Origin of the sequence: Sphingomonas caseinilytica, assembly GCF_023516455.1 — a bacterium.
In the GTDB taxonomy this organism is placed as follows: Bacteria; Pseudomonadota; Alphaproteobacteria; order Sphingomonadales; family Sphingomonadaceae; genus Sphingomicrobium; species Sphingomicrobium caseinilyticum.
In genome coordinates this window covers 571365-596555 of sequence record NZ_JAMGBA010000002.1, presented here as the reverse complement: position 1 = coordinate 596555, position 25191 = coordinate 571365, and the positions used below count along the sequence as shown (strand labels likewise).

Here is a 25191-nt window from a genome sequence, read left to right as displayed (position 1 = left end):
TCACGGCGCCAACCGGCGCCAGATCGTGGGCCCAGGTAGCTCAGTTGGTAGAGCATGCGACTGAAAATCGCAGTGTCGGCGGTTCGACCCCGTCCCTGGGCACCACCCCCTTGAAATTTACGCTCAGCCGCCAGAACAGCCTGCTGCTCGTCGCCTTGTCGATCAACGGCCTGATTCACTACCTCAAGCGCCGGAAGCGGATCGCAGTGGCTTGACCCGTAACGATCGGGCGGACCATGCTTGCACGATGGGGGCCGAGCATGTCCTTCACCGAACCACGCAGCGGCCGCCAATGGCGGTTCGTGGCGAAGGCATCTATCTGATCGATGAACAGGGCCGGCGCTACATCGATGCGTGCGGCGGAGCGGCCGTCTCTTGTCTCGGCCATGGCCATCCAAAGGTCGCCGCGGCCCTGTCGGAGCAGGCTTCTCGCCTTGAATATGTCCACACGGGATTCTTCACCAGCGACGCAGCCGAACGGCTGGCCGCGATGGTCGCCAAAATGTCGCCGGGCACACTCGACAGGGTGTGGTACACAAGCAGCGGCTCCGAAGCGATTGAGGCGGCGCTGAAGCTTGCGCGTCAATACCATCTCGAGCGGGGAGAGAAGGGCCGACGCCACGTCATCGCCCGGCGCCTCAGCTATCACGGTAATACCCTTGGCGCGCTCGCGGCCGGTGGGAGTGCTTGGCGGCGTTTGCCGTACGAGCCGTTGCTCATGGACGTCGCGCTTGTCGATCCATGCTTTGAATATCGCTTCGCCGAGCCTGGCGAGAGTCCAGAAGCCTACGGGGCGAAGGCCGCAAACGCCCTGGAACGGGAGATTGCCCGGCTGGGCCCTGAAACAGTCATGTGCTTCGTTGCCGAGACGGTTGTCGGCGCGACCGCCGGCGCGGTTCCGCCTGTCCCCGGATATCTGCGCAAGATCCGCGAAATCTGCGACCGCAACGGCATCCTGATGATCCTCGACGAAGTGATGTGCGGCTCGGGCAGGACCGGCACCTTCCTGTCGTGCGAGCAGGACGGGGTGGTGCCGGACATCGTAACCCTCGGCAAAGGCCTGGGTGCGGGCTATCAACCGATTGGCGCCGTGGTCTGCACCAGCGAGGTTTATGACACTGTCGCAAACGGATCGGGGGCCCTCAAGCATGGCCAGACCTACAACGCACATCCGGTCGGCTGCGCCGCAGCGCTTGCGGTGCAGCAGGTCATTCGTGAAGAAGCATTGCTCGATCGCGTGAATTCAGCCGGAACACGGCTGAGGTCACTTCTGGCCGAACGCTTCGGCAACCATCCCCATGTCGGCGACATCCGCGGCCGCGGACTGCTCCAGGCGATAGAGCTTGTCGCGGACCGCTCGACAAAGGCTCCGTTCGATCCCGAGCTTGCCTTGCATCAGCATGCCAAGGCCGATGCCATGGATCGCGGATTGCTGATCTATCCCGGCGGTGGAACGATCGACGGCCGCCACGGAGACCACATCCTTCTGGCGCCGCCCTATAATGTAACTGACGAGGAGCTTGAAACGATCGTGGATCTGCTCGGCGATACGGTGGAAGCGGTGCTGCCGTCATGACCCGGGACCCGCGCTACGACATATTGTTCGAGCCGGTGCGCATCGGCCCGGTGATAGCGCGCAACCGCTTCTACCAGGTCCCACACTGCACCGGCATCGGCTGGACCCAGCCGGAAACCCTGGCGAGGCTGCGCGGCATTAAGGCCGAAGGCGGTTGGGCAGTCGTTGCGACCGAGGAGACGGAGATCCATCCGACGGGCGACTGCGAGCCATTTCATGAAGGGAGACTGTGGGACGATCGGGACATTCCGGCCCTCGCCCTGATGGCGGACGCGGTCCACGAATATGGCTCGCTAGCGGCAATCGAGATCATGCATCACGGTGCGTCCTGCGCGAACTGGGGCACGAGGCTGGCTCCAATTGCACCGTCCCATCGGCCGATCATCTACGGCTACCCGGTGCAAGCTCGCGCGATGGACAAGCAGGACATCCGTAACCTCAGGCAATGGCATCGCGACGCTGCGATCCGCTCAAAGAAGGCGGGCTTCGACATCGTCTATGTCTACGCGACGCACGACTTGTCGATCGCCCAGCAATTCCTCGAGCGCCGGAAGAATGACCGCATCGACGAATATGGCGGAAGCCTGGAGAACCGGGCCCGCCTGCTGAGAGAACTGATCGAAGACACCAAGGACGCTGTGGGTGATCGCTGCGCCGTGGCGGTGCGCTTCGCTGCCGACGAGTTGATCGGCAAGGCCGGTCTTACACATGACGGCGAGGCGCGCGATGTGGTCGAGATGCTCGCCGAGCTCCCCGACCTTTGGGACATCAACTTATCGACCTGGTCCAACGACAGCCAGACATCGCGCTTCGCCAAGGAGGGGTTCCAGGAAGAATATACCCGCTTCGTCAAACAGGTGACCAGCAAGCCCGTGGTCGGCGTCGGCCGCTTCACCTCGCCGGACACGATGGTTTCGCAGGTCAGGCGGGGCGTCCTGGATTTCATCGGCGCGGCCCGGCCATCGATCGCCGACCCATTCCTGCCGAAGAAAATCGAGGAAGGCCGGATCGACGAGATCCGCGAATGCATCGGCTGCAACATGTGCGTGTCGAGCGACTATACGTCGACCAACCTCCGCTGCACCCAGAACCCGACGATGGGCGAGGAATGGCGACGCGGCTGGCATCCCGAGATCATCGCCCCGAAAAAGTCCGAGGGATCGGTACTCGTAGTCGGTGCGGGGCCTGCGGGTCTGGAAGCAGCTCTGGCGGCGGCCCGGCGGGGCTATGAGGTCCATCTCGCCGAAGCGACGTCTGAGCTGGGCGGCCGTGTGACCCGCGAAAGCCGGCTACCCGGACTGTCGGAATGGGCACGAGTGCGTGACTGGCGCGTGACCCAGCTGGAGCGGATGGAGAATGTCTCGATCTACCGCGACAGCGAACTCGAAGCCGAACATGTGCTTGAATTTGGCGCTCGCCACGTTGCGATCGCTACCGGATCCACCTGGCGCAAAGACGGCGTCGGCCGCGATTCCGGTTTTCCACTGCCTGGCCTCGATGGTCCGTCAGTCTTCACTCCCGACGACCTCATGGCTGGCCGCGATCCCGAACAAGGCCCGGTGATTATCTGGGACGACGACCATTATTACCTTGGCGGGGTCCTCGCCGAATTATGTCGCTACGCCGGGCATGAAACCATCATCGTGACGCCTGCTGCCATGGTTTCGGCGTGGACCGTCAACACGCTCGAAGCACTGCCAATTGCCAAGCGCATGGCTCGAATGGGCGTTGAGGTGGTCCCCTACACCAGTGTCGTTGGCTTCGATGGAACCAAGGTGCAATTGGTCAGCGGCCTCACCGGTGCGGCAAGCGAATTGCCCTGCGCTTCCCTGGTGTCGGTCACGGCGCGCTTGCCGACTGACGGCTTGTACATGGGCCTCGAACTGGTGCGCGACCGCTGGGAAGATTCCGGCATCACGTCCGTCACGAGGATTGGCGATTGCTGGGCGCCGAGCGCCATCCAGCAAGCAGTCTATACGGGCCACAAATGGGCAAGAGAGCTGGACGAAGCGCCCACATTACTGGTTCCCCGCGAACTGCCGGCGATCGAGGCCGGTCGGGTGAAAGCAACTTGGTAAGGTCCGCTGCGCTCTTGGCGCTGGCGCTGATTGCCGCCAAGGCCGATGCTCGCGGCCGCGACCTCGGCATTCCTTTCGAAGGCAGGCCCGGGCCGCTCAATGCGATCACCGACGTTCCTGGTGTCGAAGTCGGTCAGCAGACCCTGATCTCTGGCGAAGGGCCACTAATTGTTGGCAAGGGACCCATTCGATCCGGGGTAACGGTCATCTTCCCGCGAGGCCGCAATAATCTGCAACCGGTCTACGGCGGCTATTTCAACCTCAATGGCAATGGCGAAATGACGGGCCTCGCCTACCTGGAGGATTTCGGGGTCGTCAGCGGGCCAATCGGCATTACCAGCACGAACGCAATCGGCCACGTCTACGCCGGGATTCAGGAATGGGCGGTCCAGCACGGCGGCGAGGTCGTATATCCGGTCGTCGCGGAGACATGGGATGGGTGGCAAAGCGACATCAGCGGCTTTCACGTCCGTCCCGAAACGGCAAAATTGGCGCTCGACGCCGCCAAGCCTGGACCCGTCGAGGAAGGCAATGTCGGTGGCGGCACTGGAATGCATTGTTTCAGCTTCAAGGGCGGCATCGGTACCTCGTCCCGGGCGATCGTCGCGGGTGAAAAGCCCTATTCGGTCGGCGTGCTTGTTCAGTGCAACACGGGAGACCGAAAGGTTCTGCGCATTGCGGGCGTACCCGTAGGGCAGGCTTTCACGAAGAGCTGGCTGCCCTGTTACGATCCCAAACAATCCAAGCCGGAGCACCTACCTAAGTGCGGCGGTGGCGGCAAAGCACTGCCCGACCAGGGATCGATCATTATCGTCGTCGGCACCGATGCGCCGCTGATGCCGCTCCAGCTTCAGCGCGTCGCCAAGCGGGCCGCGCTCGGCCTTGCCCGGTTGGGCTCCTATTCGGGAACAAGCTCCGGCGATATCATATTGGCCTTCTCGACGGTGCCCGACGCGGTCAACGGACCCGACCAAAAAGCACCCTCACCGACTACGCCCTTGCCCGAAAGCGAGGTAAATGCGGTCTTCGAAGCGACAGTGCAGGCGACAGAGGAAGCAATCGTCAACGCGATGGTGGCGGCGCGAACGTCGACCGGAGCTGACGGCTATACGATGTACGGCCTGCCGCACGACGAGCTTCGCGTGATCCTGAAGCGCTACAATCGCCTCGAAGGGCCGTCGAAATGAGCAACCTGCCGCGTGTCACTTATTCGAACACCGGCGAAGACTTCGCGGGGGTACATGCCCATCTCGATGTGCTCATTCCTGAGGCGGAGGCACGGCTGCTCGGCAAGAGCCGGCCCGCATTGATCGGTGGCCGCGACCGCATCGAAGGGCAGATCGTCGTCGCATTAAGCCCGATCGACCGCGATATCGTCCTCGGCGAATTTCCTCAGGCGAATGAATCCCTTGTCGACGAAGCGGTCGAGGCCGCGCGCGTCGCCTATCCCGCATGGCGGGACATGGGATGGCCGAAGCGGGTGGAGATCCTCCGTGCCGGTGCCGATGTGCTGGCAGCCCGCAAGTGGGACCTATCGGTTGCCTGCCTGGTCGAGGTCGGCAAGTCGCGGCTGGAAGCCGTGGGAGAGGTCGAGGAGGCGATCGACCTCATCCGCCATTATTGCTCGGAGATGGAGCGCACGGACGGTTTCCGCGACGACCGGCCGGGTGCCTCAAGTGCAGAGCGGTGCAGAGTCGTATTTCGCCCCTACGGCGTCTTCGGGGTCATCGCGCCGTTCAACTTCCCGGTCGCACTGTCCATTGGAATGATGTCGGCGGCCCTGGTTGCGGGGAACACGGTCGTGTTCAAACCAAGCGACGCGGCTGGGCTCACCGGCCGGCTTGTGGTTGAGGCGCTTTTGGCCGGCGGGCTTCCGGACGGCGTCCTCAATCTCATCCAGGGCGGGCGCATGACTGGCGAGGCGCTGGTGAGGCATCCGAAGGTGGACGGCCTGGCCTTCACCGGATCAAATGCTGTCGGCATGACCATGCTCCGCCACGCGGCGGCATCGCAGGCGATGCGTCCGGTGCTGGCCGAGATGGGCGGCAAGAACCCGGCCTTCGTCACGGCGAGTGCGGACCTGTCGGTTGCCGCCTCCGGCGTCGCGCGGTCCGCCTTCGGCCTGTCAGGCCAGAAATGTAGCGCCGCGTCCAAGGCCTATGTCGCCCGCGACATCCTCGACCAGTTCCTCGAAGCACTAATCGCCGCGACCGGGAAGCTCGCCGTCGGCGACCCTCGCCGGCAGGAAGTCTTCATGGGTCCGGTCATCAACGAGAAGGCGGTCGATCGCTTCTCCATTGCGACGACCGAAGCGGCCAGCATCGGTACGATCGTAGCCGGCGGCGAGCGCCTGGGCGGCGGCATTTTCGATCGCGGTCCTTACGTCCAGCCAACCGTGGTGATCGGCCTGCCTTCCGAACACCGGATCAATCGCGACGAGCTTTTCGCGCCGTTCATCAGCGTGCTGCCGTTCGACGATCTGGATGCGGCCATCGCCGACGCAAACCGGAGCGCATTCGGTCTCACTGCCGGCGTCTACACGCAGGATGAGCGGGAACTGGATCTCTTCCTGACGACGATCGAGGCCGGCGTCCTCTATGCCAACCGCGCGAGTGGCGCGACCACCGGCGCATGGCCCGGCTTCCAGACTTTCTGCGGGTGGAAGGGTTCGGGAACCTCGGGCAAGGGCGGCCTCGGCAGCTGGTACGTCCCGCAGTTCATGCGCGAACAGAGCCACACTCTTTTCGGTACGCCGTGAACAAGGTCTACGATACACCCCGAGCGGCGCTTGATGGGCTCCTCCACGACGGCATGACCATCATGTCGGGTGGCTTCGGCCTCGCCGGCAATCCCGAAAGCCTGATCCCTGAGATCCGAGCATCGGGGGTGAAGGACCTCACCATCATTTCAAACAATGCGGGGGCCGACGGTTTTGGCCTGTGGCAGTTGCTGGCGACCCGGCAGATCCGCAAGATGATCTCGTCCTATGTTGGGGAGAACAAGCTGTTCGAGCAGCAATACCTATCCGGCGAACTGGAACTTGAGTTCAATCCGCAAGGAACGCTCGCCGAGCGGATCAGGGCCGGCGGAGCCGGAATTCCGGCCTTTTTCACCCGTACCGGCGTCGGCACGATCGTCGCGGATGGAAAGCCCCAGGAGGAGTTCGACGGCCAGCTCTATGTTCGCGAGACCTGGCTGCGAGCCGACCTTTCGATCATCAAGGCCTGGCGCGCGGACACTGCCGGGAACCTCCAGTTCCGCAAGACCGCGCGCAACTTCAACCCGGTCATGGCAACCGCGGCACAGACGACCGTCGTCGAGGTCGAAGAGCTGGTCGAGACCGGTTCGATCGACCCCGACTGCGTCCACACTCCCGGCATCTATGTGCACCGCATCGTGAAGAGCACGATCAACGAGAAGCGCATCGAGAAGTTGACCGTCCGTCAGCGCGAAGGGAACGACCGCTGATATTCCGCCAAACGACAGTTGTTGCGGCGTTGCTGCTCGGCATGACCGCACCCGCCGAGGCCGGACGCGAGCCTGTGCTGAAACAGGTCGACCTGCCGCATAGCTATTATTGGCGCGAGCTCTACATCCCGCAGCTGACGACCGGGCCGTCGGGTGCAAGCTTCACTCCTGACGGAACGTCGCTCGTGTACAGCATGGGTGGGTCGCTCTGGCACCAGGTCATTGGCTCGGACGAGGCCATCGAGCTGACGCACCCGAAGGGCGCCTATGATTATCAGCCAGACATCGCGCCCGATGGAGGGAATGTCGTATTCACCCGCAATGATGGCGATGCGCTCGAACTATGGCGGCTCGACCTGCAGAGCGGTCGCGAACAGCGGCTGACTTCCGGCGGCGCGGTCAATGTCGAGCCCCGGCTGTCACCCGACGGCAAACGCATCGCCTGGGTTTCAACACTTGGTACTGGCCACTTCAACCTGTTCATTGCCGACGTTGGGCCCAATGGATTGAGCAACGCCCGCCCGCTGATTGGTGAGCGTCAGAGCCGCATCCAGCGATACTATTATTCCGCTTACGATCATGCGCTGAATCCATCCTGGTCTCCTGACGGCAAGCGCATAGTCTTCGTAAGCAACAATGAAGTTGCCTGGGGAACGGGCGATATCTGGTCGGTTGCGGTCGATGATCCGACAGATCGGCGAAAGATATTGAACGAAGAAACCAGCTGGAGCGCCAGGCCCGAGATTTCACCGGACGGCAAGCAGCTGCTGTTCGCTAGTTACCATGGCAGGCAGTGGCGCCAGTTGTGGTTGACCACACCCGACGGTTCCGCGCCGCTGCCCCTGACTTTCGGCGAATTTGATCGAGGAAATGCACGCTGGTCGCCTGAAGGCGAACGGATCGCCTACATCAGCAATGAGCGGGGAAATACGAGCCTCGTCGTACAGCAAGTCGTCGGTGGCGCGACGGTCCCGATCACGGCCAGCCATCGCCGCTACAAGGCCGCGCAGGCGAAGCTCACCATCGACATTCGCGACGAACAGGGCCGCAGCGTCCCGGCCCGGGTCGCGGTGCTCGGATCCGACGGCAGGGCTGCCGCTCCCGACTTGGCGTGGATGCACGCCGACGACGGGTTCGATCGGGCGCGCCAATCGAGCGAAACCCATTATTTCCATTGCGCCTCACCCTGCACGCTCGACGCGCCGGCAGGTGACACTTCGATGTGGGTGCAGCGCGGCTTTCGCTACCTGCCCTGGCGGCAGACTGTGAAACTGACGGCGGGGACCGATCGCACGCTCGCCGTGAAACTTGAGGCGAATGATCTTCCCGTGTCATTCGGCAGGTGGCGCAGCGCCGACCTGCACGTCCACATGAATTATGGCGGTTCGTACCGAAACTCACCCGAAAATCTGGCGAGGCAGGCCCGCGCCGAGGACCTCGACGTCGTCTACAATTTGATCGTCAACAAGGAGGAGCGGATCCCGGACATCGGCTATTTCCGAACTGATCCGGACCCCGCAAGCGGAGACGGCGTGCTCATCATACATGCCCAGGAATTTCACACCAGCTTCTGGGGCCACCTCGGGCTGATCGGTCTGTCGGACCATCTGCTGACACCCGATTTCTCCGCCTACCAGCACACCGCGCTGGCCAGCCCTTTCCCCGACAACGGCATGGTGGCCGACCTGGCGCACGCCCAGGGCGCCCTGGTCGGCTATGTCCATCCGTTCGACTGGGACATCGATCCGGCGAAAGAGAAATCGCTGAGCAACGAGCTTCCTGCCGATGTCGTCCATGGCAAGGTGGATTACATCGAGGTCGTCGGCTTTTCCGACCACAAGGCGACCGCCAACATATGGTATCGCCTGCTCAACCTCGGTTTCCGCCTTCCGGCCGGAGCGGGAACCGACGCAATGGCCAACTACGCGTCACTGCGCGGGCCCGTCGGCATGAATCGCGTGTTCCTTGAAACTGGCGGCGACATGACGCCCGCGGCACTAAAGGCTGCGCTTAAGTCGGGCAGGACATTTGCAAGCAATGGCCCCCTGATTGGCCTTGAGCTCGATGGGAAACGGCCGGGCGACACGGTTTCGGGAACTTCGCCGGGCAAGCTCCCCTATCGGATCGCGCTGCGGTCGCCGGTTGCGGTCGATAACCTTGAGCTCGTCCACAACGGCAAGGTTGTGAAGAGTTTCTCGCTAACCGGCGATCGCCGCAAATTTGATGCGGCGGGCGAATTGGAGGTCAACTCCGGCTGGCTTCTGCTGCGCGCCTGGAATGACGGAGCCGACCCGCAGGTTCTCGACATTTACCCCTATGCCACCACCAGCCCAATCTATCTTGAGCTGCCCGGCGGCGCGCCTCCAGCTCCACAGGACGCCAGCTATTTCGCCGCCTGGATGGACCGCGTCATTGGCGCTGCGGAATCTCGCAACGATTACAGGAATGAGCGCGAGCGCGAGACGATATTGGATTATCTGCGCAGGGCGCGCGACCATTACCGAAGCCTGGAGAGTAAGGGCAGGTAGCACAGCGTTGGGGTGCCGCTGCTGACGCCGCTAGCCTTGCTCAAGGCTGCCATCCTGCGCTCTCGATCCCACGACGCGGCAAATCAAGCAATTTAACTGCGTCTCTCCGTAACTTCCCTTATCCGCCTTCACCTTCGTCGAGAGTAGGGCTTGTCGGACATCGGATGATCCGGAGCGGGAAGTATGGACACTCTGCTGACTAGAACCGGCAGCTTGCTGCTGGTCGTCTTTGTTGCAACTTTCTTGATCGCCGTATCGGCCGATTTCGGCTTTTCAGTTCATCTGGCAATTATCGCCGCCGCTGCCTTCATCGCGATGATCTTTACGCTCAGGAACGGCGATTACGACCCATTGGCCGCACCCAAGGGCGCCGACCAGTCGCGATATGATGACGACCCGATCCGATGGGGCGTCATCGCCACCATGTTCTGGGGCGTCGCGGGCCTTGCAGCCGGCGTCTTCATTGCGTTGCAGCTCGCCTATCCTGCGCTCAACCTCGGCCTCGAATATACCAGTTTCGGCCGGCTGAGGCCGCTGCACACATCCGCCGTCATCTTCGCCTTCGGCGGCAATGCCCTGATCGCGACGAGCTTCTATGTGGTTCAGCGGACATGCCGGGCGCGCCTGGCCTTTCCATCGCTCGCCCGCTTCGTCTTCTGGGGGTACCAGCTCTTCATCGTGCTGGCCGCGACCGGCTATCTGCTCGGGATCACCGAAGCCCGCGAATATGCCGAGCCCGAATGGTATGTCGACCTGTGGCTGACGATCGTCTGGATCGCTTATGCGGCCGTCTTCATCGGCACGATCGCGAAGCGCAACGAGCCTCACATCTACGTCGCCAACTGGTTCTACCTCAGCTTCATCCTGACCATTGCCATGCTGCATGTTGTCAACAACCTTAGCATTCCGGCGAGCCTGGTCGGTTCCAAGAGCTATTCCCTGTTTGCCGGCGTGCAGGATGCCCTGACCCAGTGGTGGTACGGCCATAATGCGGTGGGATTCTTCCTCACTGCCGGCTTCCTCGCCATGATGTATTATTTCGTGCCCAAGCAGGCCGAACGTCCGATCTACAGCTACCGTCTGTCGATCATCCACTTCTGGTCGCTGATCTTCCTCTACATCTGGGCCGGCCCGCACCACCTCCATTACACGGCGCTCCCGGACTGGGCGCAGACGCTGGGAATGGTCTTTTCGATCATGCTGTGGATGCCGAGCTGGGGAGGCATGATCAACGGGCTGATGACGCTCAACGGGGCGTGGGACAAGGTGCGCACGGATCCGATCATTCGCATGATGGTCGTCGCGCTGGCGTTCTACGGAATGGCCACCTTCGAAGGCCCGATGCTGTCGATCAAGGCGGTCAATTCCCTGTCCCACTACACCGACTGGACGGTCGGCCATGTCCATGCCGGCGCGCTTGGGTGGAACGGAATGATCACCTTCGCCTGCGTCTATTACCTGGCACCGCGGCTGTGGGGCCGCACCCGGCTCTACTCGCTGCGCATGATCAACTGGCACTTCTGGCTCGCGACCCTCGGCATCGTACTCTACGCCGCGTCGATGTGGGTCGCCGGCATCATGCAGGGGCTGATGTGGCGCGAATATGGGGCTGACGGCTACCTGGTCTACTCGTTCAGCGAAGTCGTCTCGGCGATGATCCCATTCTACCTGATCAGGGCCGCAGGTGGTGCGCTGTACCTGGCCGGCTTCGGCATCATGGTCTGGAACATCTACCAGACCACCAAGGGCCGGCTGCGCGAGGAAAAGCCGCTAACCGACGCCGCCTTCGATCCGGTCAAGGATCGCCCGCTGCCACCGCGGACTGTCCCGGCACGCCAACTGCCCAGCCAGGCCCAGCCGATCGCGGCCGAATAGGAAAGCCAGTATGAAGAAGAAACTTTCGCACGGCCCGATCGAGCGCAACGTCACCATCCTTGCCGTGCTGTCGCTGCTGGTGGTGACGATCGGCGGCATTGTCGAGATCGCGCCATTGTTCTGGATCGATTCGACGATCGAGAAAGTGAAGGGCGTCAGGCCCTACACCCCGCTCGAGCTGGCCGGCCGCAACATCTACATGCGCGAAGGCTGCTACAATTGCCACAGCCAGATGATCCGGCCGTTCCGCGACGAAGTGGAACGCTACGGCCATTACAGCCTGGCCGCGGAATCCATGTACGACCATCCCTTCCAATGGGGGTCGAAGCGGACCGGACCCGACCTGGCGCGAGTTGGCGGCCGATATTCGGACGAGTGGCATGTCCAGCACCTGATCGATCCGCGCTCCACCGTGCCTGAATCGATTATGCCCGGTTACGCATTCCTGGCCGAACGGGATCTGGTGACAGGCGACATGAGCTCCGACCTTCGCGCCCTGAAGCTGACCGGAGTGCCTTACAGCCAGGCGTCGATCGACAAGGCGAACAACGACCTTCAGGCCCAGGCCAATCCGGACGCTGATCCGGAGGATCTCGCGCAGCGCTATCCCAAGGCCCAGATCCGGGACTTCGACGGCGATCCCAAACGGCTGACGGAAATGGATGCGCTGGTCGCCTATCTCCAGATGCTCGGAACATTGGTCGATACCAAGGCCGCGGCACCGCAGGAGCAGGTGAGATGAGCTACGACAGCTTCCGCCACTTTGCCGACAGCTGGGGGCTGGTCTTCATGGCGCTGGCCTATGTGTTGCTGGTCGGCTGGGCGTTCCTGCCGCGCAATCGCAAGCGCAATCGCGATGCCGCGAACATGATTTTCAAGGACCGCGACAATGGCTGAAAAAAAGAGGATCGACGAGCCCACTGGCACCGAGACTGTCGGCCATGAGTGGGACGGCATCGAGGAGCTGAATACGCCTTTGCCGCGCTGGTGGCTGTGGACGCTTTATGCCACGATCGTCTGGGGCATCGCCTATACCGTCGCTTACCCGGCATGGCCGTTGATCAGCGAGGCAACCGCGGGTGTCCTTAACTGGACTAGCCGTGACGAGCTAAAGAAGGAAATGGCGGCGGTGGATGCCGGCAAGGCGCCCATCGTGAACGCGATCGCCAGCACGCCGGTCGACCAGCTGAAGAACAACCCGCAGCTCTTGCAGGCGGCCGTCGAAGGCGGACGCGCGGCCTTCCGCGTCAACTGCGTCCAGTGCCATGGAACGGGGGCAGCCGGTTCGAAGGGTTACCCCAATTTGAACGATGACGACTGGCTCTGGGGCGGTGACATCAACACGATCCACTATTCAATCGAACATGGAATTCGCAATCCCGATCATGAGCAGACGCGCATGTCGCAGATGCCGGCGTTCGGCCGCGACGGCCTTCTGAAGCCCGCCGAGATCGACGAACTGACCGCCTTCGTTCGTGCGGCCAGCCGGCAGCAGCCGGCCAATGCGGCGGCCCAGCGCGGAGCAGCCTTGTTCGCGACCAATTGCGCGGCCTGCCACGGCTCGGACGCCAAGGGCAATCGCGAGCTTGGCGCACCGAACCTGACCGACGCGATCTGGCTGTACGGCGGCGACGCGGACAGCATCCGCAAGTCGATCCACGATGCGCGTTATGGCGTCATGCCGCGCTGGGGAGAAAAGCTCAGCCCGGCGACCATCAACATGCTTGCTGCCTACGTGCATTCCCTAGGTGGCGGCGAAGAGGAAAGGGTGCAGACGGCCGCCAAGTAGGCCGGCCTTCCTGCCGGACTGCATGCAGCAGCCTTAGACAGATGAACGAGGTTTCGACCACAGGGCCCAAGAGCCTCTACGAGAAGCGGCAGCCCGTCTATCCGCAGAAGATCGACGGCCATTTCCGCAGGCTCAAATGGGCGATCATGGCGGTTACCCTGGCCATCTATTATGTGACGCCCTGGCTCCGCTGGGATCGCGGACCTTATGCCCCGGATCAGGCAGTGCTGATCGACCTTGCGAGCCGGCGCTTCTATTTCGGCCCGATCGAAATCTGGCCGCACGAATTCTATTACGTCGCGGGCCTGCTGATCATGGCCGGGATCGGCCTGTTCCTGGTGACCTCCGCCGTCGGACGCGCATGGTGCGGTTATGCCTGTCCCCAGACCGTTTGGACCGATGTTTTCCAGCATATCGAGCGGGCGGTCGAAGGTGACCGGAACGCGCAAGTCCGGCTCGCCGCAGCCCCCTGGAGCGTTGAAAAGATCGGCAAGCGCAGCCTCAAATATTCGCTGTTCCTGTTGGTCTCGCTTGCGACCGGCGGGGCGTGGATCTTCTATTTCGCCGACGCCCCGACCCTGCTTCGCCAGTTCATTGCGGGCGAGGCTTCATTGGTCGCCTATTCGACCGTGGCCATCCTGATGGCGACGACCTTTGTCTTCGGCGGGTTCATGCGCGAACAAGTGTGCATCTACATGTGCCCGTGGCCGCGCATCCAGACCGCGATGATGGACGAGAAATCGCTCCTGGTCACCTACAAGGACTGGCGAGGCGAGCCTCGAGGCAAGGGACGTCGTACGGGGGAACTGTCCGACCTTGGGCTTGGCGACTGCATCGATTGCAACCAGTGCGTCGCTGTCTGCCCAACGGGCATCGATATCCGCAATGGACCGCAGATCGGATGTATCACTTGCGCACTGTGCATCGACGCCTGCGATCGGGTGATGGAGAAGACCGGCCGTCCTCGCGGTCTTATCGACTATGCCACTTTGGAGGACTGCGCGGTCGAAAAATCCGGAGGGCCGCCAAAGCCGCTGCTGAAATCCATCCTCCGCCCACGAACCATTGCCTATGCTCTTATCTGGTCGTCGGTTGGCCTTGGCATGCTGTTCGCGCTGGGCAACCGCACGCGGCTCGACATCAGCGCTCAGCAACAGCGCAACCCGGTTTACGTCCAGCTATCCGATGGGGGCGTTCGCAACAGCTATACGATCAAACTGCGAAACATGCAGACCCGGCCTCGCGAGATGCGCGTTGACCTGACGAACTTGCCCGGGGCGTCCATGTGGCGCGACGGTCAGACCCGCGACCAGGCGAGCCGGTCGATCCAGGTCGTTGTTCCACCAGACGCCCTGGCAAAACTACCGATGTTCGTCGTTGCGCCTGGTAGTGGAGATGCAAGCGAGAAGTTCGGCTTTACCGTCCGGTCCACCGACGGAGAGGGCGAGATGGACAGCACCGAGGCGATTTTCGAGCGGCCAAGGAAATGAAGGCAACTCGGCCCATCACCGGCTGGCATGCCACAGCGGCATTAGTCGCCTTTTTCGGCGTCGTGGTCGCGGTCAACCTCACCATGGCTGCCTTCGCCACCAGAACGTTTGGCGGTGTCGTTGTCGAAAACAGCTATGTCGCGAGCCAGAAATATAATGACTGGCTGGCTGCGGCAGAGCGGCAGAACCAGCTCAACTGGAAGATCGTTCCGGGCGTCGATACGGATCGACGAGTGACCGTTAGCCTCGCTCTGGCCGGAGCGGAGGTGCGCGGATTTGCCCGGCATCCGTTGGGCCGAGAGGCTGATGTACCTCTCACATTCATTGCGCAGGAGGGCGGGTTCCGGTCGGCAAATCCACTTCCTGCCGGCCGCTGGAACGTTCACCTGCTGGTAAAGCGCGGATCCGACGAAGCCCGCCTGATCGAGTCCCTGCAATGACGGCGCTGGATGTCGTCTCCGCGGGCAGCGAGGTGCAGCATACGGTGCTGGCGGTGCCAGGCGTTCATTGTGCGGGCTGTATCTCGAAGGTCGAAAGCGGCCTCGCCGGCCTGACCGGTCTGATATCCGCACGGCTCAACGTCACGTCCAAGCAACTATCAGTTGCTCATACATTTGAACTTACAGTGCCGGAGCTGGTCTCTGCCGTAGGCCGGCTCGGGTTCGAGGCGCAGCCGTTGGCGGAAGCGGCCACGCTTTCAACAGACAGTCACAGCCGGCAGCTGCTTCGGGCGACGGCGGTCGCAGGCTTCGCTTCGATGAACATCATGCTGCTGTCCGTTTCGGTCTGGTCAGGCGCGGAAGGTGCGACGCGCGACCTCTTCCACCTGCTTTCGGGAATGATCGCAATTCCGACCGTTGCCTATTCGGGCATGCCATTCTTCCGCTCAGCCTGGGGCGCGCTCAAGCATGGCCGGACCAACATGGACGTCCCGATCACCATCGGTGTGCTGCTGGTGACCGCACTCAGCCTTTACGAGGCGCTGACCGGCGGCCGACATGCCTATTTCGATGGCGCGGTTATGCTGCTTTTCTTCCTGTTGGCCGGTCGGTCGCTCGACAGCGTCATGCGGGACCGGGCGCGGGACGGTGTCACGTCGCTGCTGAAACAGCGCGCGGCCGGAGCGATGACGATCGCAGCGGATGGCCGCAATGAATGGCTTCGGGCCGAATCCCTGCAGCCTGGGATGCTCATGCTGGTAGCGGCGGGCGAACGGCTTGCCGCCGACGGCATTGTCGAAAGCGGCGGGAGCAGCGCCGATCTTTCCTTGTTGACGGGCGAAAGCGCGCCGCAGTCCATAACGGTGGGCGACCGGATCCATGCCGGAGCGTTGAATCTCGACGGGCCGCTGACGATTCGGGTGACCGCGGCGGCGGACCAAAGCAGCGTTGCCGAAATTGCGCGACTGATGGAGCATGCCGGCCAGAGCCGCTCTCGCTATGTTCGGGTCGCGGATCGTGCCGCTCGTCTCTATGCGCCGGCCGTGCATACTCTGGCGGCCTGCTCCTTCCTGACCTGGCTATGGCTGGGAGCCGGAGCGCACCAGGCACTTCTGATCGCCGCCGCAGTGTTGATCATCACCTGTCCTTGCGCACTCGGACTCGCGGTTCCGGCGGCTCAGATCGTCGCGGCGGGATCGCTGATGCGTGCCGGCGTGCTGGTTAAGGATGGAACCGCACTCGAACGGCTGGCCGAGGCGGACCGTGCCCTGTTCGACAAGACCGGTACGCTAACATTGGGCCGTCCCACCTGGACCAATATCGACGCCGTAGCTGAGGCGAATCTTCCAATCCTCCTGGCGCTGGCCAGGGCGAGCCGCCACCCCCTGGCGGAAGCGATACGCAAGGAGCTCGACCGTAGGGGCGTCGTTCCGGAAACGGTCGTGGATCTTGCGGAACGGCCCGGTACCGGAGTTACCGCGACATTCAACGGAACATCGATTTTCCTCGGTCGCGTGGAGCAGTTGGCTACGGATTCGCTCGCTACGGCATTCTGCAAGGGATCGGCCGGCCCGGTGGTCCTTCACTTTGAGGACAAGCTCAGGCCCGATGTCGGGTTTACGATCGAACGGCTGCGTTCGCTTGGGATTGAATCCTCAATCGCGACCGGCGACCGAGCGTCCGCCGTTTCCGCAGTCACCCGTGGGCTGGGCGTCACCGCGCAGGCCAGCATGAAGCCCCAGGACAAGCTGGATCTTATCGCCAGGCTCCAAGGACAGGGAAGTAAGGTATTGATGGTCGGCGACGGGCTAAACGACGGTCCTGCGCTGGCTGCCGGCTATGTCTCGATGGCACCCGGATCGGCAAGCGACGTGGGCCAGAATGCGGCCGACGCCGTGTTCCTGGGCGACAGCCTTGCTCCGGTCGCGAAAGCCATCGTGGCGGCACGCAGGACGATGCATATCGTTCGGCAGAATTTCGCCATCGCCATCGCCTACAACGTCGTTGCCGTGCCGCTGGCATTCATGGGCAAGGTGACCCCCTTGATCGCGGCGCTGGCCATGTCCGGCTCCTCGATCATCGTCGTCGCGAATGCCTTGCGCCTGAGAAATGCGGCGAAATGAGCGGAATCGCCATTCTCATTCCGATTGCCCTGTTCCTCGGACTTTGCGGGCTCGCTGCCTTCTTCTGGGCCATGCGCGACGGCCAGTTCGAGGACATGGATGGCGCGGCGATGCGGATCCTTATCGACGACGAAGGCGAGGAATGAGCTGACCTTTCGGAGGGCCATCCGAGCCCCTAGTGCCGCTGCGGTTCTGCCATCCACCCCTCCGCTCCATCCCTTCAACAACCACCAAGTCTGACCCGTCGACGGGTCGCGCCCTCCCAACAATTCGTAGCAATTTTGCGATGGGAAGGTGGGCGACGCCTAGAGGGTGAAGTGGCGCCGCCCTTGGGACTGACCCCTACCGATCACGCAATATTGGGGATGCTAAATCGGCGACAGGGGATCAGGCCCAATCCTTATTTCAATGCAGTGCGCCTTTTTGTTCCGGGGCTAGCGGGGCGACTTCGATGCCTTTGTCGCAGTCCCAACCGGCGATGATCCAGGCTGCGCCCGCCAACGTGATTGCCAAGGCTCCCCCGGTCCATTCGCCGATGGCTGCCGGCGTATTGAGCGCTCGCGGCAAATGCACGATCGGAACCCAGGATATGTAGATGGCACCGATCAGTGCGCCGCCCAGCTGAGCCTTAATCCCGGTAATGAAACTGATGGCGACTGCCAGACTCGCGGCCGCAGTGAACCAGGGCCAAAACGCCGCTAGCGGAATCCCTGCCGGGACCATCGAGGTGATGAGGTCTCGATGTCGAATATGTGCCAGCGCGATTACCAGCAGCATGCAGCCGTAGATGCCCCTCCCCAGCTTGGCGGGAACACCCGATCGCGCATCAATCCCAAATGCAACGACGGTCAGTGCGGCGACAATTGCCGCGAGCTCCAGCAGGCTGACGAGATGCGTGATATCAAAGGTCGTCAGGCCAAGTTGCGGAAGTTGGGCGACGAGTAGCCAGGAAGACAAATAGGCTGCCAGCAGCGCAGCGGCGGGCCCTTGGCAGCGCTTGACGAAAATCCCTGCGGCAAGAACCGCAATCAAAATGCCATTGAGGTGCGCCGCTTTGCCAGGCATCTCGAACGTAGCCGGAACCGGTTGCAGATTTGGCAGAAAGGCCCCGTTTGCAAGGCTTGTTATTCCAAGCAGGAGCAGTCCGAGCGGGAATATAATCGCGCCCGCACCGTCAAGCTTCATAGTGAAGCCAGATAGAGCCGGCACTGTGATGGACTCATGCCAAACGCCCTGCGGAACTGCACCGAGAAATGGCTGTGGCTGGAGAACCCGACGTCATAGGCCACTTCAGTGATGTTGTGGCGACCGAACAGGCCGGCAAGCGCGGCACTCAACCTGATCTTCAGTTGATACTGGTAGAATGACATGTCCTGCGACCGGGTGAACATTTGCGTAAGCAGGCTCGGCGACTTCCCGACCTGCGCGGAAAGGTCGGTCAGGCTCGACCTTTGGTGGAATGTCTCATTCAGCTGGACCTTGAGTCTATCGACGATTGGCGAGCTCTTCGAAATCCGGGGCAGGATCGGCGCCGACAAGCCGATCGCAATCAGTCGGGTCGCCGCTTCCATGCAGGCATTTTTCTCTTCGAAGGATGACATGACATGAATGCGGTTGGCGAGGAGCAGCGCTTCCAGCGGCGCATTGGCAGCCATGACTTCCGCCTGGCCATTGAAGCGACGCTTGGGCGCAGCGTTCAATGGGCGCAACTCTTCGGGAGCGACGAGCACCAGTCCACGGAATTTGTCGACCCTGCCCAACGGCTCGACATCCAGCATTTCTCCCGGTGCGATGACGAACAGATGAACTGCATCTGCCACGATGCGGCGGCCATCCGAAGTGCGATAGGCAAAGGCCCCCTTGGTCGGCAGGAAAATGCGATACCTGCGATCATCACAATGACGGAAGGGGCCCTGGATCTCGTGAATTTCAGCATCGGATGACTGCGCGGTGCCGTCGACGTCCCGACCTTGCCTGGCTAGCATGTCCTGCCAGTCAAAGGCCATCGGCGGTTCGGCGGTGGCCAGGCTGAACGACTGGGAGCGTATCTGTTGCACTCGGCTGTCTTTCTCAGTTTGCGGCGAGCGATCAGCGGCTCGCCGCCAGTCCGAGAACAGTGATCCCAGCTGCATCCGAGAAATAGCGCTAAGCAGCTAATTGGCCGTTCGGATTGGCCCAGCGGCAATCAGACGGCCTGTATCGCGGTAAGCCTCACGAAACTGCGGTCGAACGGCGCACGTTCAGGTAATCAATCGGATCCATTTCGTTTCGCCGTGCGCATCTTGAGCACAGTTGATCGGGAACCAGGCTGATCAAGATTCGATGGGACGACGACGCCTTAAGAGCGAGATCGATGCGCGCTGGTGATGTATGATGAGGCGATCAAGCGGTGCAGGCCAGTACGCGCCCTTGCCGTTGTGCGGCAGCGATCGAGCCGGGTCCCGGCAGGCAGCGGAAGCTGCCTGCCGGGTTCTGTGAAGCGGACCCCGGGCGGACCCGCCTAACGGCACCCAGGGAACGCGCCTTCGGGGGCTTTGAAGACATGTTGGGAGCCGATCGCGTAGATTGGGCTGGAGAAGCCAGCGCCGCTCGGGTGAACCGCTCGGCGTTTCTTAGTTCCGACCGCTTCGTTCCGAGATGTACGATGCGCGTCAAATTCCATCCTCCTGACCTGTCGGCAGAATCCTCCAGGTACCCAAGCGTTCTTTCGGTAAGCGTGGACGATCTCGAGTTGGAGCGGGCTGAGGCAAACTTCCCCGTCGATGCCTGTCAGCCGGTTGGAACTTAGGCCAAATGCAGAATAGTGTGGCTGAACGGATCTGATGCGCGGGCTGATTTCGTGCGGCGCGGTTGCGGTACTTGTCCGACCTCTCCCGGTTTTGTGCTAAATATCGGGAATCGCTCGGTTGCTGCCGAACCAGGTAGGCCGCTAGGGACGCGGATGGTGGAGTGCGGCAAACGGTCGTTTTGTGCGGCTTAACGGCAATCGACGGTGCGGGCGTTCACGCATATGCTTTTAGGACGCTGGGAGCGAACCGGGTCGAATTGGCTGCATTGGAGAGCAGGCAGCGATGAACGTTCATCGCCTCGCGCTAGATGACGAGACCGTAGCGACGCAGCCGCGGCAAGATAACGGCGTCCGGCGGCGCCCACGGCGCTCGATAGCTCTCGGCACGGAACAGGCACAATTCCCCCCTCGCAACACATTGAAGGCAATCGGCATGGATGACTGTGGATCGTCCGGAGCGAACCGCAAGGTACGTCTCGGCAAGGCAGTTGGGGTCGCGAATGCCCGCATGAACCCGAGCTGGCGAATGGATGATTGCCGCATGTCCGAAGCCTGCCGCATCTCGCCTCGATCATTACTCGCCCACCAGACTTTGCCACAGAGCTTTGCCCTGTGAGCCAGCTTCGCGTCCTTACGGTTGATGACGAACCGCTGGCGCTGCGGCGCTTGCAGCTCGCCCTGGAGAATGTTCCAGACGTAGCCCATGTCGGAGCGGCTCGCGGCAAAGCCGAGGCGTTGCAGTTGATTGAGAAGTACCAGCCCGATGTCATCCTTTTGGACGTCAGAATGCGTGACGGGAGCGGTTTCGACATTGTCGAAAAGCTGATCGGCGGCGACCCTCCCGCAGTCATCTTCGTTTCCGCATTCGATAATCATGCCGCAAGGGCCTTCGAGGTCCGGGCCATCGACTATATCCTGAAGCCAGTCAGTTACGATCGGCTGCGATCGGCCCTTGATCGCGCCAGGTCGGAGATTGAGAACCGATCCTCGGAAGAACGGATTGCCGAGCTGAAGGAAGTCATCCGCACGCTTCGCGAGGAAGTGCGTAGTGAACCCGTCCAGCGGTTCGAAGCGGAGTTTTGGGTCCGAAGGAACGTCACCGGCTTGCTGCGCGTACCAGTGGAATCGATCGAATGGATCTCGGCCGACGACGACTATGTCTGCCTTCACACCAGCACTGGCAACCATCTGCTCCGCGATACCATTCGGGGCATCCTCAGCCGGCTCGATCCGGCTCAGTTCATCAGGATCCACCGATCGTCAGTCGTCAGGATCGACGCGATCGAAGCCGTGAAGCGGAATGGTGTCAGTTCGCGAGAAGTGCATCTGACCAACGGCACCAGGCTGAAGGTCGGCCGGGTCTACAACAAGCTGCTGAAGCAAGCGTTGACCTGAACGGCAGTTCGCGCACCGCGCGCCGAACTAGCACCGTCGCTTAAGGCGCCCGTCGCCGGGTTCCATGATCTTCCGTCCTTCGACCTTCACCGTACAGCCTGGCTCTAGATTGCGCGCAGCCTGCGTTACTCACGAAAAAAGGGGCGGCCATCTCTGGCCGCCCCATAGGATCGAGCGTGCTTTGCTCGGGGAACTTAGAACTTCAACTTGGCGCTGACCGCGTAGCGGCGTCCCAGAGCGTCGTAGGACGACGGGAAGACGTTACCGCTGTTGAAGGCGGTATTGCCGATCGTGTTGCCGACGACTTTCGGCTGGTTGTTGAACAGGTTCTGGACCGTCGCAGTGAAGGTCATGTTGTCGGTAGCGTTGAAGCGAGCCGTCAGGTCGAAATAATGCTCTGACGAAATCGATCGGAACTCTTCTTCGATCATACAACCGTAGTAGTCGTCCGTGTCGAACAGCGGGCACTGCTGGAACGCAGCGTTACCGAACCCGCCGCCGGCCGCCGCATTCGGGTGAATCGGCAATAGCTGGCCATTCGATCCCCGGTTTGCGGCGTCAGCTGCAAGCGCATCATCTTCAATCTGCTGCGGTTCCAGAGTAACCTTGTCGATCCAGCGCCACAGCAGCGATAGGTCGACCTTGCCCATGGTAAGGGTTGTGCGCTGCGAGAACTGCAGCTTGGGCTGGATTGAACCGGTGAAGGAGCAGTTCACGCTGTAGTGACCGGCGCATTCACGGAAGAAACCATTCGGGTTTTCAACATTGGCGTTGAATTCCGAATTGTTCGTCCAGTTGCCGACGAATGACAGCGCCAGGTCGCCAAAACCAACGTCGGTCCGATAGTTGGCAATCAGGTCGACACCATCGGTGAACAACTCTCCGCGGTTGTCTAGCTGGAGGAACAGGCCCGGAGTGGTTGCCGGATCGCCGTCGAGACCACCGGTGATGGGGTTGCGGCGAATGATCAAGCAATCCGGGTTGTTGACGCTGGAAGCATCAAGATTATCGAAGCATGCGCCGATCGCATCGCCCGGCAACTTGTTCGCGATAACGTCCGTAACGCGGATATTGTAGTAGTCGACCGAGACCGAGAAACGCGGCAGGAACTCCGGCTGGTACACGACGCCAAGCGTCCACGTCTTGGCCGTTTCCGGGTCCAATTGGAGGTTGCCCCCCAGCTGCGCATTGGCCTGGGCGGCCGTGGGGTTTGCGATCAGGCCGATCGCTCCTACCGGCGCGCCTTGCGCAATGCAGACCGCGCGAAGGTTCGCATTGTTGGCCGGTGCGCTACCGGCACAGGGATCGATGCCCAAGTTGGTCAGGCCTACGACCAGCGGCGTGAACAACTCGGCGAGATTTGGCGCACGAACCGCCTTGCTGTAATTGCCGCGGATCTTGACGCCGTAACCCGGTTCCCAGCTACCGCCAGCCTTCCAGGTCCAAGCCTCCGTGCTGCCGTCGGCTCCGTCGATCTCATACTGGGAATATCGCGCGCCGGCTTCGAGGGTCAGGCTTTCGGCAAACGGCTTGTCTTCCACCAATGGCGCAATCAGCTCGGCATAGCCTTCGTAAACCGCGTAGCCGCCGACCACGTCCGGCGTCGCTCCGCCGGCTCCGCCTAGTTCGCCCGCCGTCTTTGCGAGAATGTCGGACTTCTGCTCGCCCTTATACTTCCGGAATTCCGTGCCGACAGCGAAGCCGATCGGCTGGGCTGCCCACGGAAGTGCGTAACCGAAGTCACCGGAGACAATTGCGCGAAGCTGGCCCAACGAGGTTCTGTTGCTGCTTGAGCTATCTTCACTCAGGAAATCCATCATTTCCGGCGTTAGATTGCCTTCCGGGCCGAAGAGATCGAGCGGCACGCAGGCCGGCTGGCCCGAAACGGTGGCGCAAGTGGGGTTTTCGCGAGTACCATGGACGATGCTGCCCGCCCGCCAGCGCGACTGCAGCGTATATCCCTGAATGTCCTGGATGTTCTCTGCCACGCCGTAGGATCCGGATACATCCCAGTCGACGGTGCTGGTCAGCGGACCTCGGAGGCCAATGCGGGAATCGAACGTCGTGGCCTGGAATTCGCTGATACGCGGTCCACTCTCGGTCGTGCGGCGATTGAAGGCGACTGCCGGATTGGTATTAAAGCCTTCGATAATGGCTTGAGTAATCGGATGCCGGCCGATTACGCCGTCGCCGTTAACGTCGTAAGGGGTGAACACGCCACCCTGGCCAATTACCCGATATCTCGGATCGCTCGGTCCGGTTGCCAGCGCTGCCGCGTCGCATTCCGCCTGCGTGAACCGGGCCTGGTAGGCTGCTGGTGAAGGATTGACATCGAATGCGCAGAACTGGTTGCGCAGCGTTGCTGGCAAGAAGGGGTTGTTGAGATTGATCGGAATGGATCCGCCAAAGGAGCCCGAAGGCGCGATGATGGTCTTGACGTTGTTTTTCGAGAAAAGACCGCGACCGTAAACTTCGACGGCGTCGGATACTTCATAATTGGCCTGGCCGAAGATGTTGTAACGGGTGAACGGCGTCTGGAAGATATTGTACGGGTTAAAGTTGAACGGCGCGTAGTTGTTGGCGATGGAACCACCTCGGCAGGCCTGCCCGTCACGCCATTCGATCTGGCTTACGCCGCGGTTGCCGGTATCCGGAGTGTTGGGGACCAGCGCACAGGTCGCAGGGTCAATCGACCGAAGACCCGAGAAGCGCGATGGAACCGCCGTGCCCGAACCCGACTGTCCGCCGGAGTAGGAGCTGACCTGGAAGACGGAGAAGTCACGCTCGCCCTGGTAGACAGGATCCGATTGCTGATAGCCGAAGCTGACCACGGCGTTACCGCGGCCGTCATCGAAGTTCGCACCGAGAGTAAGGTCGGCGCGTAGGTAGTTGCCGTCACCTTTTTCGGTGATCTGCTCCGAGGCTGCAAGTTCGAGGCCCGCGAAGTCACGGCGGGTGATGAAGTTGACGACGCCGGTGATGGCGTCCGCACCATAGGTGGTCACGGCGGCGCCGGTCAGCGCGTCGACGCGCTCGATCAGGGCCAGCGGGATATTGTTCAAGTCGACGCGGCCCTGAAGACCGGTCGGGACCAGGCGGTTGCCGTCGAGCAGAACGATGTTGCGGATCGAGCCGAGGCCGCGAAGGTCGACGAACGACGAACCGCCGTTGCCGTTGTTGACGGCCGAACCCATCGCAGGAACCACGCCCGGCAGTTCGCGCAGGACTTCTTCAGCGACGTTCGACTGCTTCAGTTCGATGGCGTCCGACGTGGTCACGTTGACCGGGGTCGACTGCTCCAGGTTCGGGTTGCGAATCAGCGTTCCGGTAACGACGATCTCGTCGCCCGCCGGAGCTTCCTCGATGGCGACCTCTCCCGTGGTTGCGCCGCTATCCTGCGCGTCCATCGAAGGAGCGTCCTGCGCTTCCTGAGCAAAGGCGGGCGATGAGAATGCGAAAGCCGCTGCTGCCGAGCTTGCGAGCAAGCCCGCCTTGGTAACCAAACGATACTGATTCATAATGCCTCCCTGTCCGCGGCCATCAATGCGATGGCGCGGTCCATAGAGGTGCAGTTTTCGGGCAGCAGGGGCGGAATTGAAGCCAGTTGGCCGCGACATGACGTTTAGTGCAGTCAAACGTTA

The 25191-nt window shown here is 61.9% G+C and carries 18 protein-coding genes and 1 tRNA gene; 16 read left to right on the top strand and 3 right to left on the bottom strand.

The features are described 5' to 3' along the window. Positions 1-29: 29 nt before the first annotated feature. The 15 genes from LZ496_RS09515 (at position 30) to ccoS (ending at position 17513) form a co-directional block, all read left to right on the top strand. Positions 30-105: transfer RNA gene (locus LZ496_RS09515), tRNA-Phe, on the top strand. Positions 106-247: 142 nt separating this feature from the next. Next, entirely contained in the window at positions 248-1576 is a 1329-nt protein-coding gene (locus LZ496_RS09510; RefSeq protein WP_249904392.1) for an aspartate aminotransferase family protein, read from the top strand. Then, entirely contained in the window at positions 1573-3654 is a 2082-nt protein-coding gene (locus tag LZ496_RS09505; RefSeq protein ID WP_249904391.1) for an oxidoreductase, read from the top strand. Before LZ496_RS09510 ends, LZ496_RS09505 begins: the two co-directional genes overlap by 4 nt. Next, positions 3648-4841, top strand: a complete 1194-nt coding sequence (locus LZ496_RS09500; protein WP_249904390.1) for a DmpA family aminopeptidase — start codon at positions 3648-3650, stop codon at positions 4839-4841. The genes LZ496_RS09505 and LZ496_RS09500 overlap by 7 nt, the downstream gene beginning before the upstream one ends. Then, positions 4838-6412, top strand: a complete 1575-nt coding sequence (locus LZ496_RS09495) for an aldehyde dehydrogenase family protein (protein ID WP_249904389.1) — start codon at positions 4838-4840, stop codon at positions 6410-6412. Before LZ496_RS09500 ends, LZ496_RS09495 begins: the two co-directional genes overlap by 4 nt. Continuing rightward, on the top strand, positions 6409-7122 hold the full coding sequence (locus LZ496_RS09490; RefSeq protein WP_249904388.1) for a CoA transferase subunit A: 714 nt from the start codon (positions 6409-6411) through the stop codon (positions 7120-7122). Before LZ496_RS09495 ends, LZ496_RS09490 begins: the two co-directional genes overlap by 4 nt. 41 nt (positions 7123-7163) lie before the next feature. After that, the gene (locus LZ496_RS09485) at positions 7164-9650 is read left to right on the top strand and encodes a CehA/McbA family metallohydrolase (protein ID WP_249904387.1); all 2487 of its coding nucleotides are present in this window, start codon (positions 7164-7166) and stop codon (positions 9648-9650) included. Between the two features lie 183 nt (positions 9651-9833). Beyond that, positions 9834-11525 carry a cytochrome-c oxidase, cbb3-type subunit I gene (gene ccoN, locus LZ496_RS09480; RefSeq protein WP_249904386.1) on the top strand — a complete coding sequence of 564 codons (1692 nt, stop codon included), beginning with the start codon at positions 9834-9836 and terminating at the stop codon, positions 11523-11525. Between the two features lie 10 nt (positions 11526-11535). Next, complete coding sequence (gene ccoO / locus LZ496_RS09475) at positions 11536-12267, top strand: cytochrome-c oxidase, cbb3-type subunit II (RefSeq protein WP_249904385.1); 732 nt, start codon at positions 11536-11538, stop codon at positions 12265-12267. Further along, complete coding sequence (locus LZ496_RS09470; protein ID WP_249904384.1) at positions 12264-12422, top strand: cbb3-type cytochrome c oxidase subunit 3; 159 nt, start codon at positions 12264-12266, stop codon at positions 12420-12422. The genes ccoO and LZ496_RS09470 overlap by 4 nt, the downstream gene beginning before the upstream one ends. Further along, the gene (ccoP, locus tag LZ496_RS09465; RefSeq protein WP_249904383.1) at positions 12415-13314 is read left to right on the top strand and encodes a cytochrome-c oxidase, cbb3-type subunit III; all 900 of its coding nucleotides are present in this window, start codon (positions 12415-12417) and stop codon (positions 13312-13314) included. The genes LZ496_RS09470 and ccoP overlap by 8 nt, the downstream gene beginning before the upstream one ends. Positions 13315-13355: 41 nt before the next feature. Continuing rightward, positions 13356-14804: a cytochrome c oxidase accessory protein CcoG gene (ccoG, locus tag LZ496_RS09460; protein ID WP_249904382.1), complete on the top strand. Its 1449-nt coding sequence runs from the start codon at positions 13356-13358 to the stop codon at positions 14802-14804. Next, positions 14801-15244, top strand: coding sequence for a FixH family protein (locus LZ496_RS09455; RefSeq protein WP_249904381.1), 444 nt, complete (start codon positions 14801-14803; stop codon positions 15242-15244). The genes ccoG and LZ496_RS09455 overlap by 4 nt, the downstream gene beginning before the upstream one ends. Next, complete coding sequence (locus LZ496_RS09450) at positions 15241-17367, top strand: heavy metal translocating P-type ATPase (protein WP_249904380.1); 2127 nt, start codon at positions 15241-15243, stop codon at positions 17365-17367. Before LZ496_RS09455 ends, LZ496_RS09450 begins: the two co-directional genes overlap by 4 nt. Next, positions 17364-17513, top strand: coding sequence for a cbb3-type cytochrome oxidase assembly protein CcoS (ccoS, locus tag LZ496_RS09445; protein WP_249904379.1), 150 nt, complete (start codon positions 17364-17366; stop codon positions 17511-17513). Before LZ496_RS09450 ends, ccoS begins: the two co-directional genes overlap by 4 nt. A 259-nt stretch (positions 17514-17772) precedes the next feature. Here ccoS and LZ496_RS09440 read toward each other — a convergent pair whose 3' ends face one another. Together LZ496_RS09440 and LZ496_RS14060 are read right to left on the bottom strand one after the other, a co-directional pair. After that, positions 17773-18432 carry a hypothetical protein gene (locus tag LZ496_RS09440; RefSeq protein WP_249904378.1) on the bottom strand — a complete coding sequence of 220 codons (660 nt, stop codon included), beginning with the start codon at positions 18430-18432 and terminating at the stop codon, positions 17773-17775. Positions 18433-18548: 116 nt separating this feature from the next. Then, positions 18549-19424, bottom strand: coding sequence for a helix-turn-helix transcriptional regulator (locus tag LZ496_RS14060; protein WP_249904377.1), 876 nt, complete (start codon positions 19422-19424; stop codon positions 18549-18551). A 1343-nt stretch (positions 19425-20767) separates the two neighbouring features. On the opposite strand from LZ496_RS14060, the gene LZ496_RS09430 reads away from it, so the two are divergent. Continuing rightward, positions 20768-21550: a LytR/AlgR family response regulator transcription factor gene (locus tag LZ496_RS09430; protein WP_249904376.1), complete on the top strand. Its 783-nt coding sequence runs from the start codon at positions 20768-20770 to the stop codon at positions 21548-21550. 194 nt (positions 21551-21744) lie between these two features. Here the strand turns inward: LZ496_RS09430 and LZ496_RS09425 are convergent, their stop codons facing one another. Continuing rightward, positions 21745-25068: a TonB-dependent receptor domain-containing protein gene (locus LZ496_RS09425; protein WP_249904375.1), complete on the bottom strand. Its 3324-nt coding sequence runs from the start codon at positions 25066-25068 to the stop codon at positions 21745-21747. Positions 25069-25191 lie beyond the last annotated feature (123 nt).

Excerpts from the sequence above, each read along its gene's own strand:
- LZ496_RS09510 (WP_249904392.1), top strand. The coding sequence starts at position 248 with ATGGGGGCCGAGCATGTCCTTCACCGAACCACGCAGCGGCCGCCAATG.
- LZ496_RS09505 (WP_249904391.1), top strand. The coding sequence starts at position 1,573 with ATGACCCGGGACCCGCGCTACGACATATTGTTCGAGCCGGTGCGCATC.
- LZ496_RS09495 (WP_249904389.1), top strand. The coding sequence starts at position 4,838 with ATGAGCAACCTGCCGCGTGTCACTTATTCGAACACCGGCGAAGACTTC.
- LZ496_RS09485 (WP_249904387.1), top strand. The coding sequence starts at position 7,164 with ATGACCGCACCCGCCGAGGCCGGACGCGAGCCTGTGCTGAAACAGGTC.
- ccoN (WP_249904386.1), top strand. The coding sequence starts at position 9,834 with ATGGACACTCTGCTGACTAGAACCGGCAGCTTGCTGCTGGTCGTCTTT.
- ccoO (WP_249904385.1), top strand. The coding sequence starts at position 11,536 with ATGAAGAAGAAACTTTCGCACGGCCCGATCGAGCGCAACGTCACCATC.
- LZ496_RS09470 (WP_249904384.1), top strand. The coding sequence starts at position 12,264 with ATGAGCTACGACAGCTTCCGCCACTTTGCCGACAGCTGGGGGCTGGTC.
- ccoP (WP_249904383.1), top strand. The coding sequence starts at position 12,415 with ATGGCTGAAAAAAAGAGGATCGACGAGCCCACTGGCACCGAGACTGTC.
- ccoG (WP_249904382.1), top strand. The coding sequence starts at position 13,356 with ATGAACGAGGTTTCGACCACAGGGCCCAAGAGCCTCTACGAGAAGCGG.
- LZ496_RS09455 (WP_249904381.1), top strand. The coding sequence starts at position 14,801 with ATGAAGGCAACTCGGCCCATCACCGGCTGGCATGCCACAGCGGCATTA.
- LZ496_RS09450 (WP_249904380.1), top strand. The coding sequence starts at position 15,241 with ATGACGGCGCTGGATGTCGTCTCCGCGGGCAGCGAGGTGCAGCATACG.
- ccoS (WP_249904379.1), top strand. The coding sequence starts at position 17,364 with ATGAGCGGAATCGCCATTCTCATTCCGATTGCCCTGTTCCTCGGACTT.
- LZ496_RS09440 (WP_249904378.1), bottom strand. The coding sequence starts at position 18,432 with ATGCCTGGCAAAGCGGCGCACCTCAATGGCATTTTGATTGCGGTTCTT.
- LZ496_RS09425 (WP_249904375.1), bottom strand. The coding sequence starts at position 25,068 with ATGAATCAGTATCGTTTGGTTACCAAGGCGGGCTTGCTCGCAAGCTCG.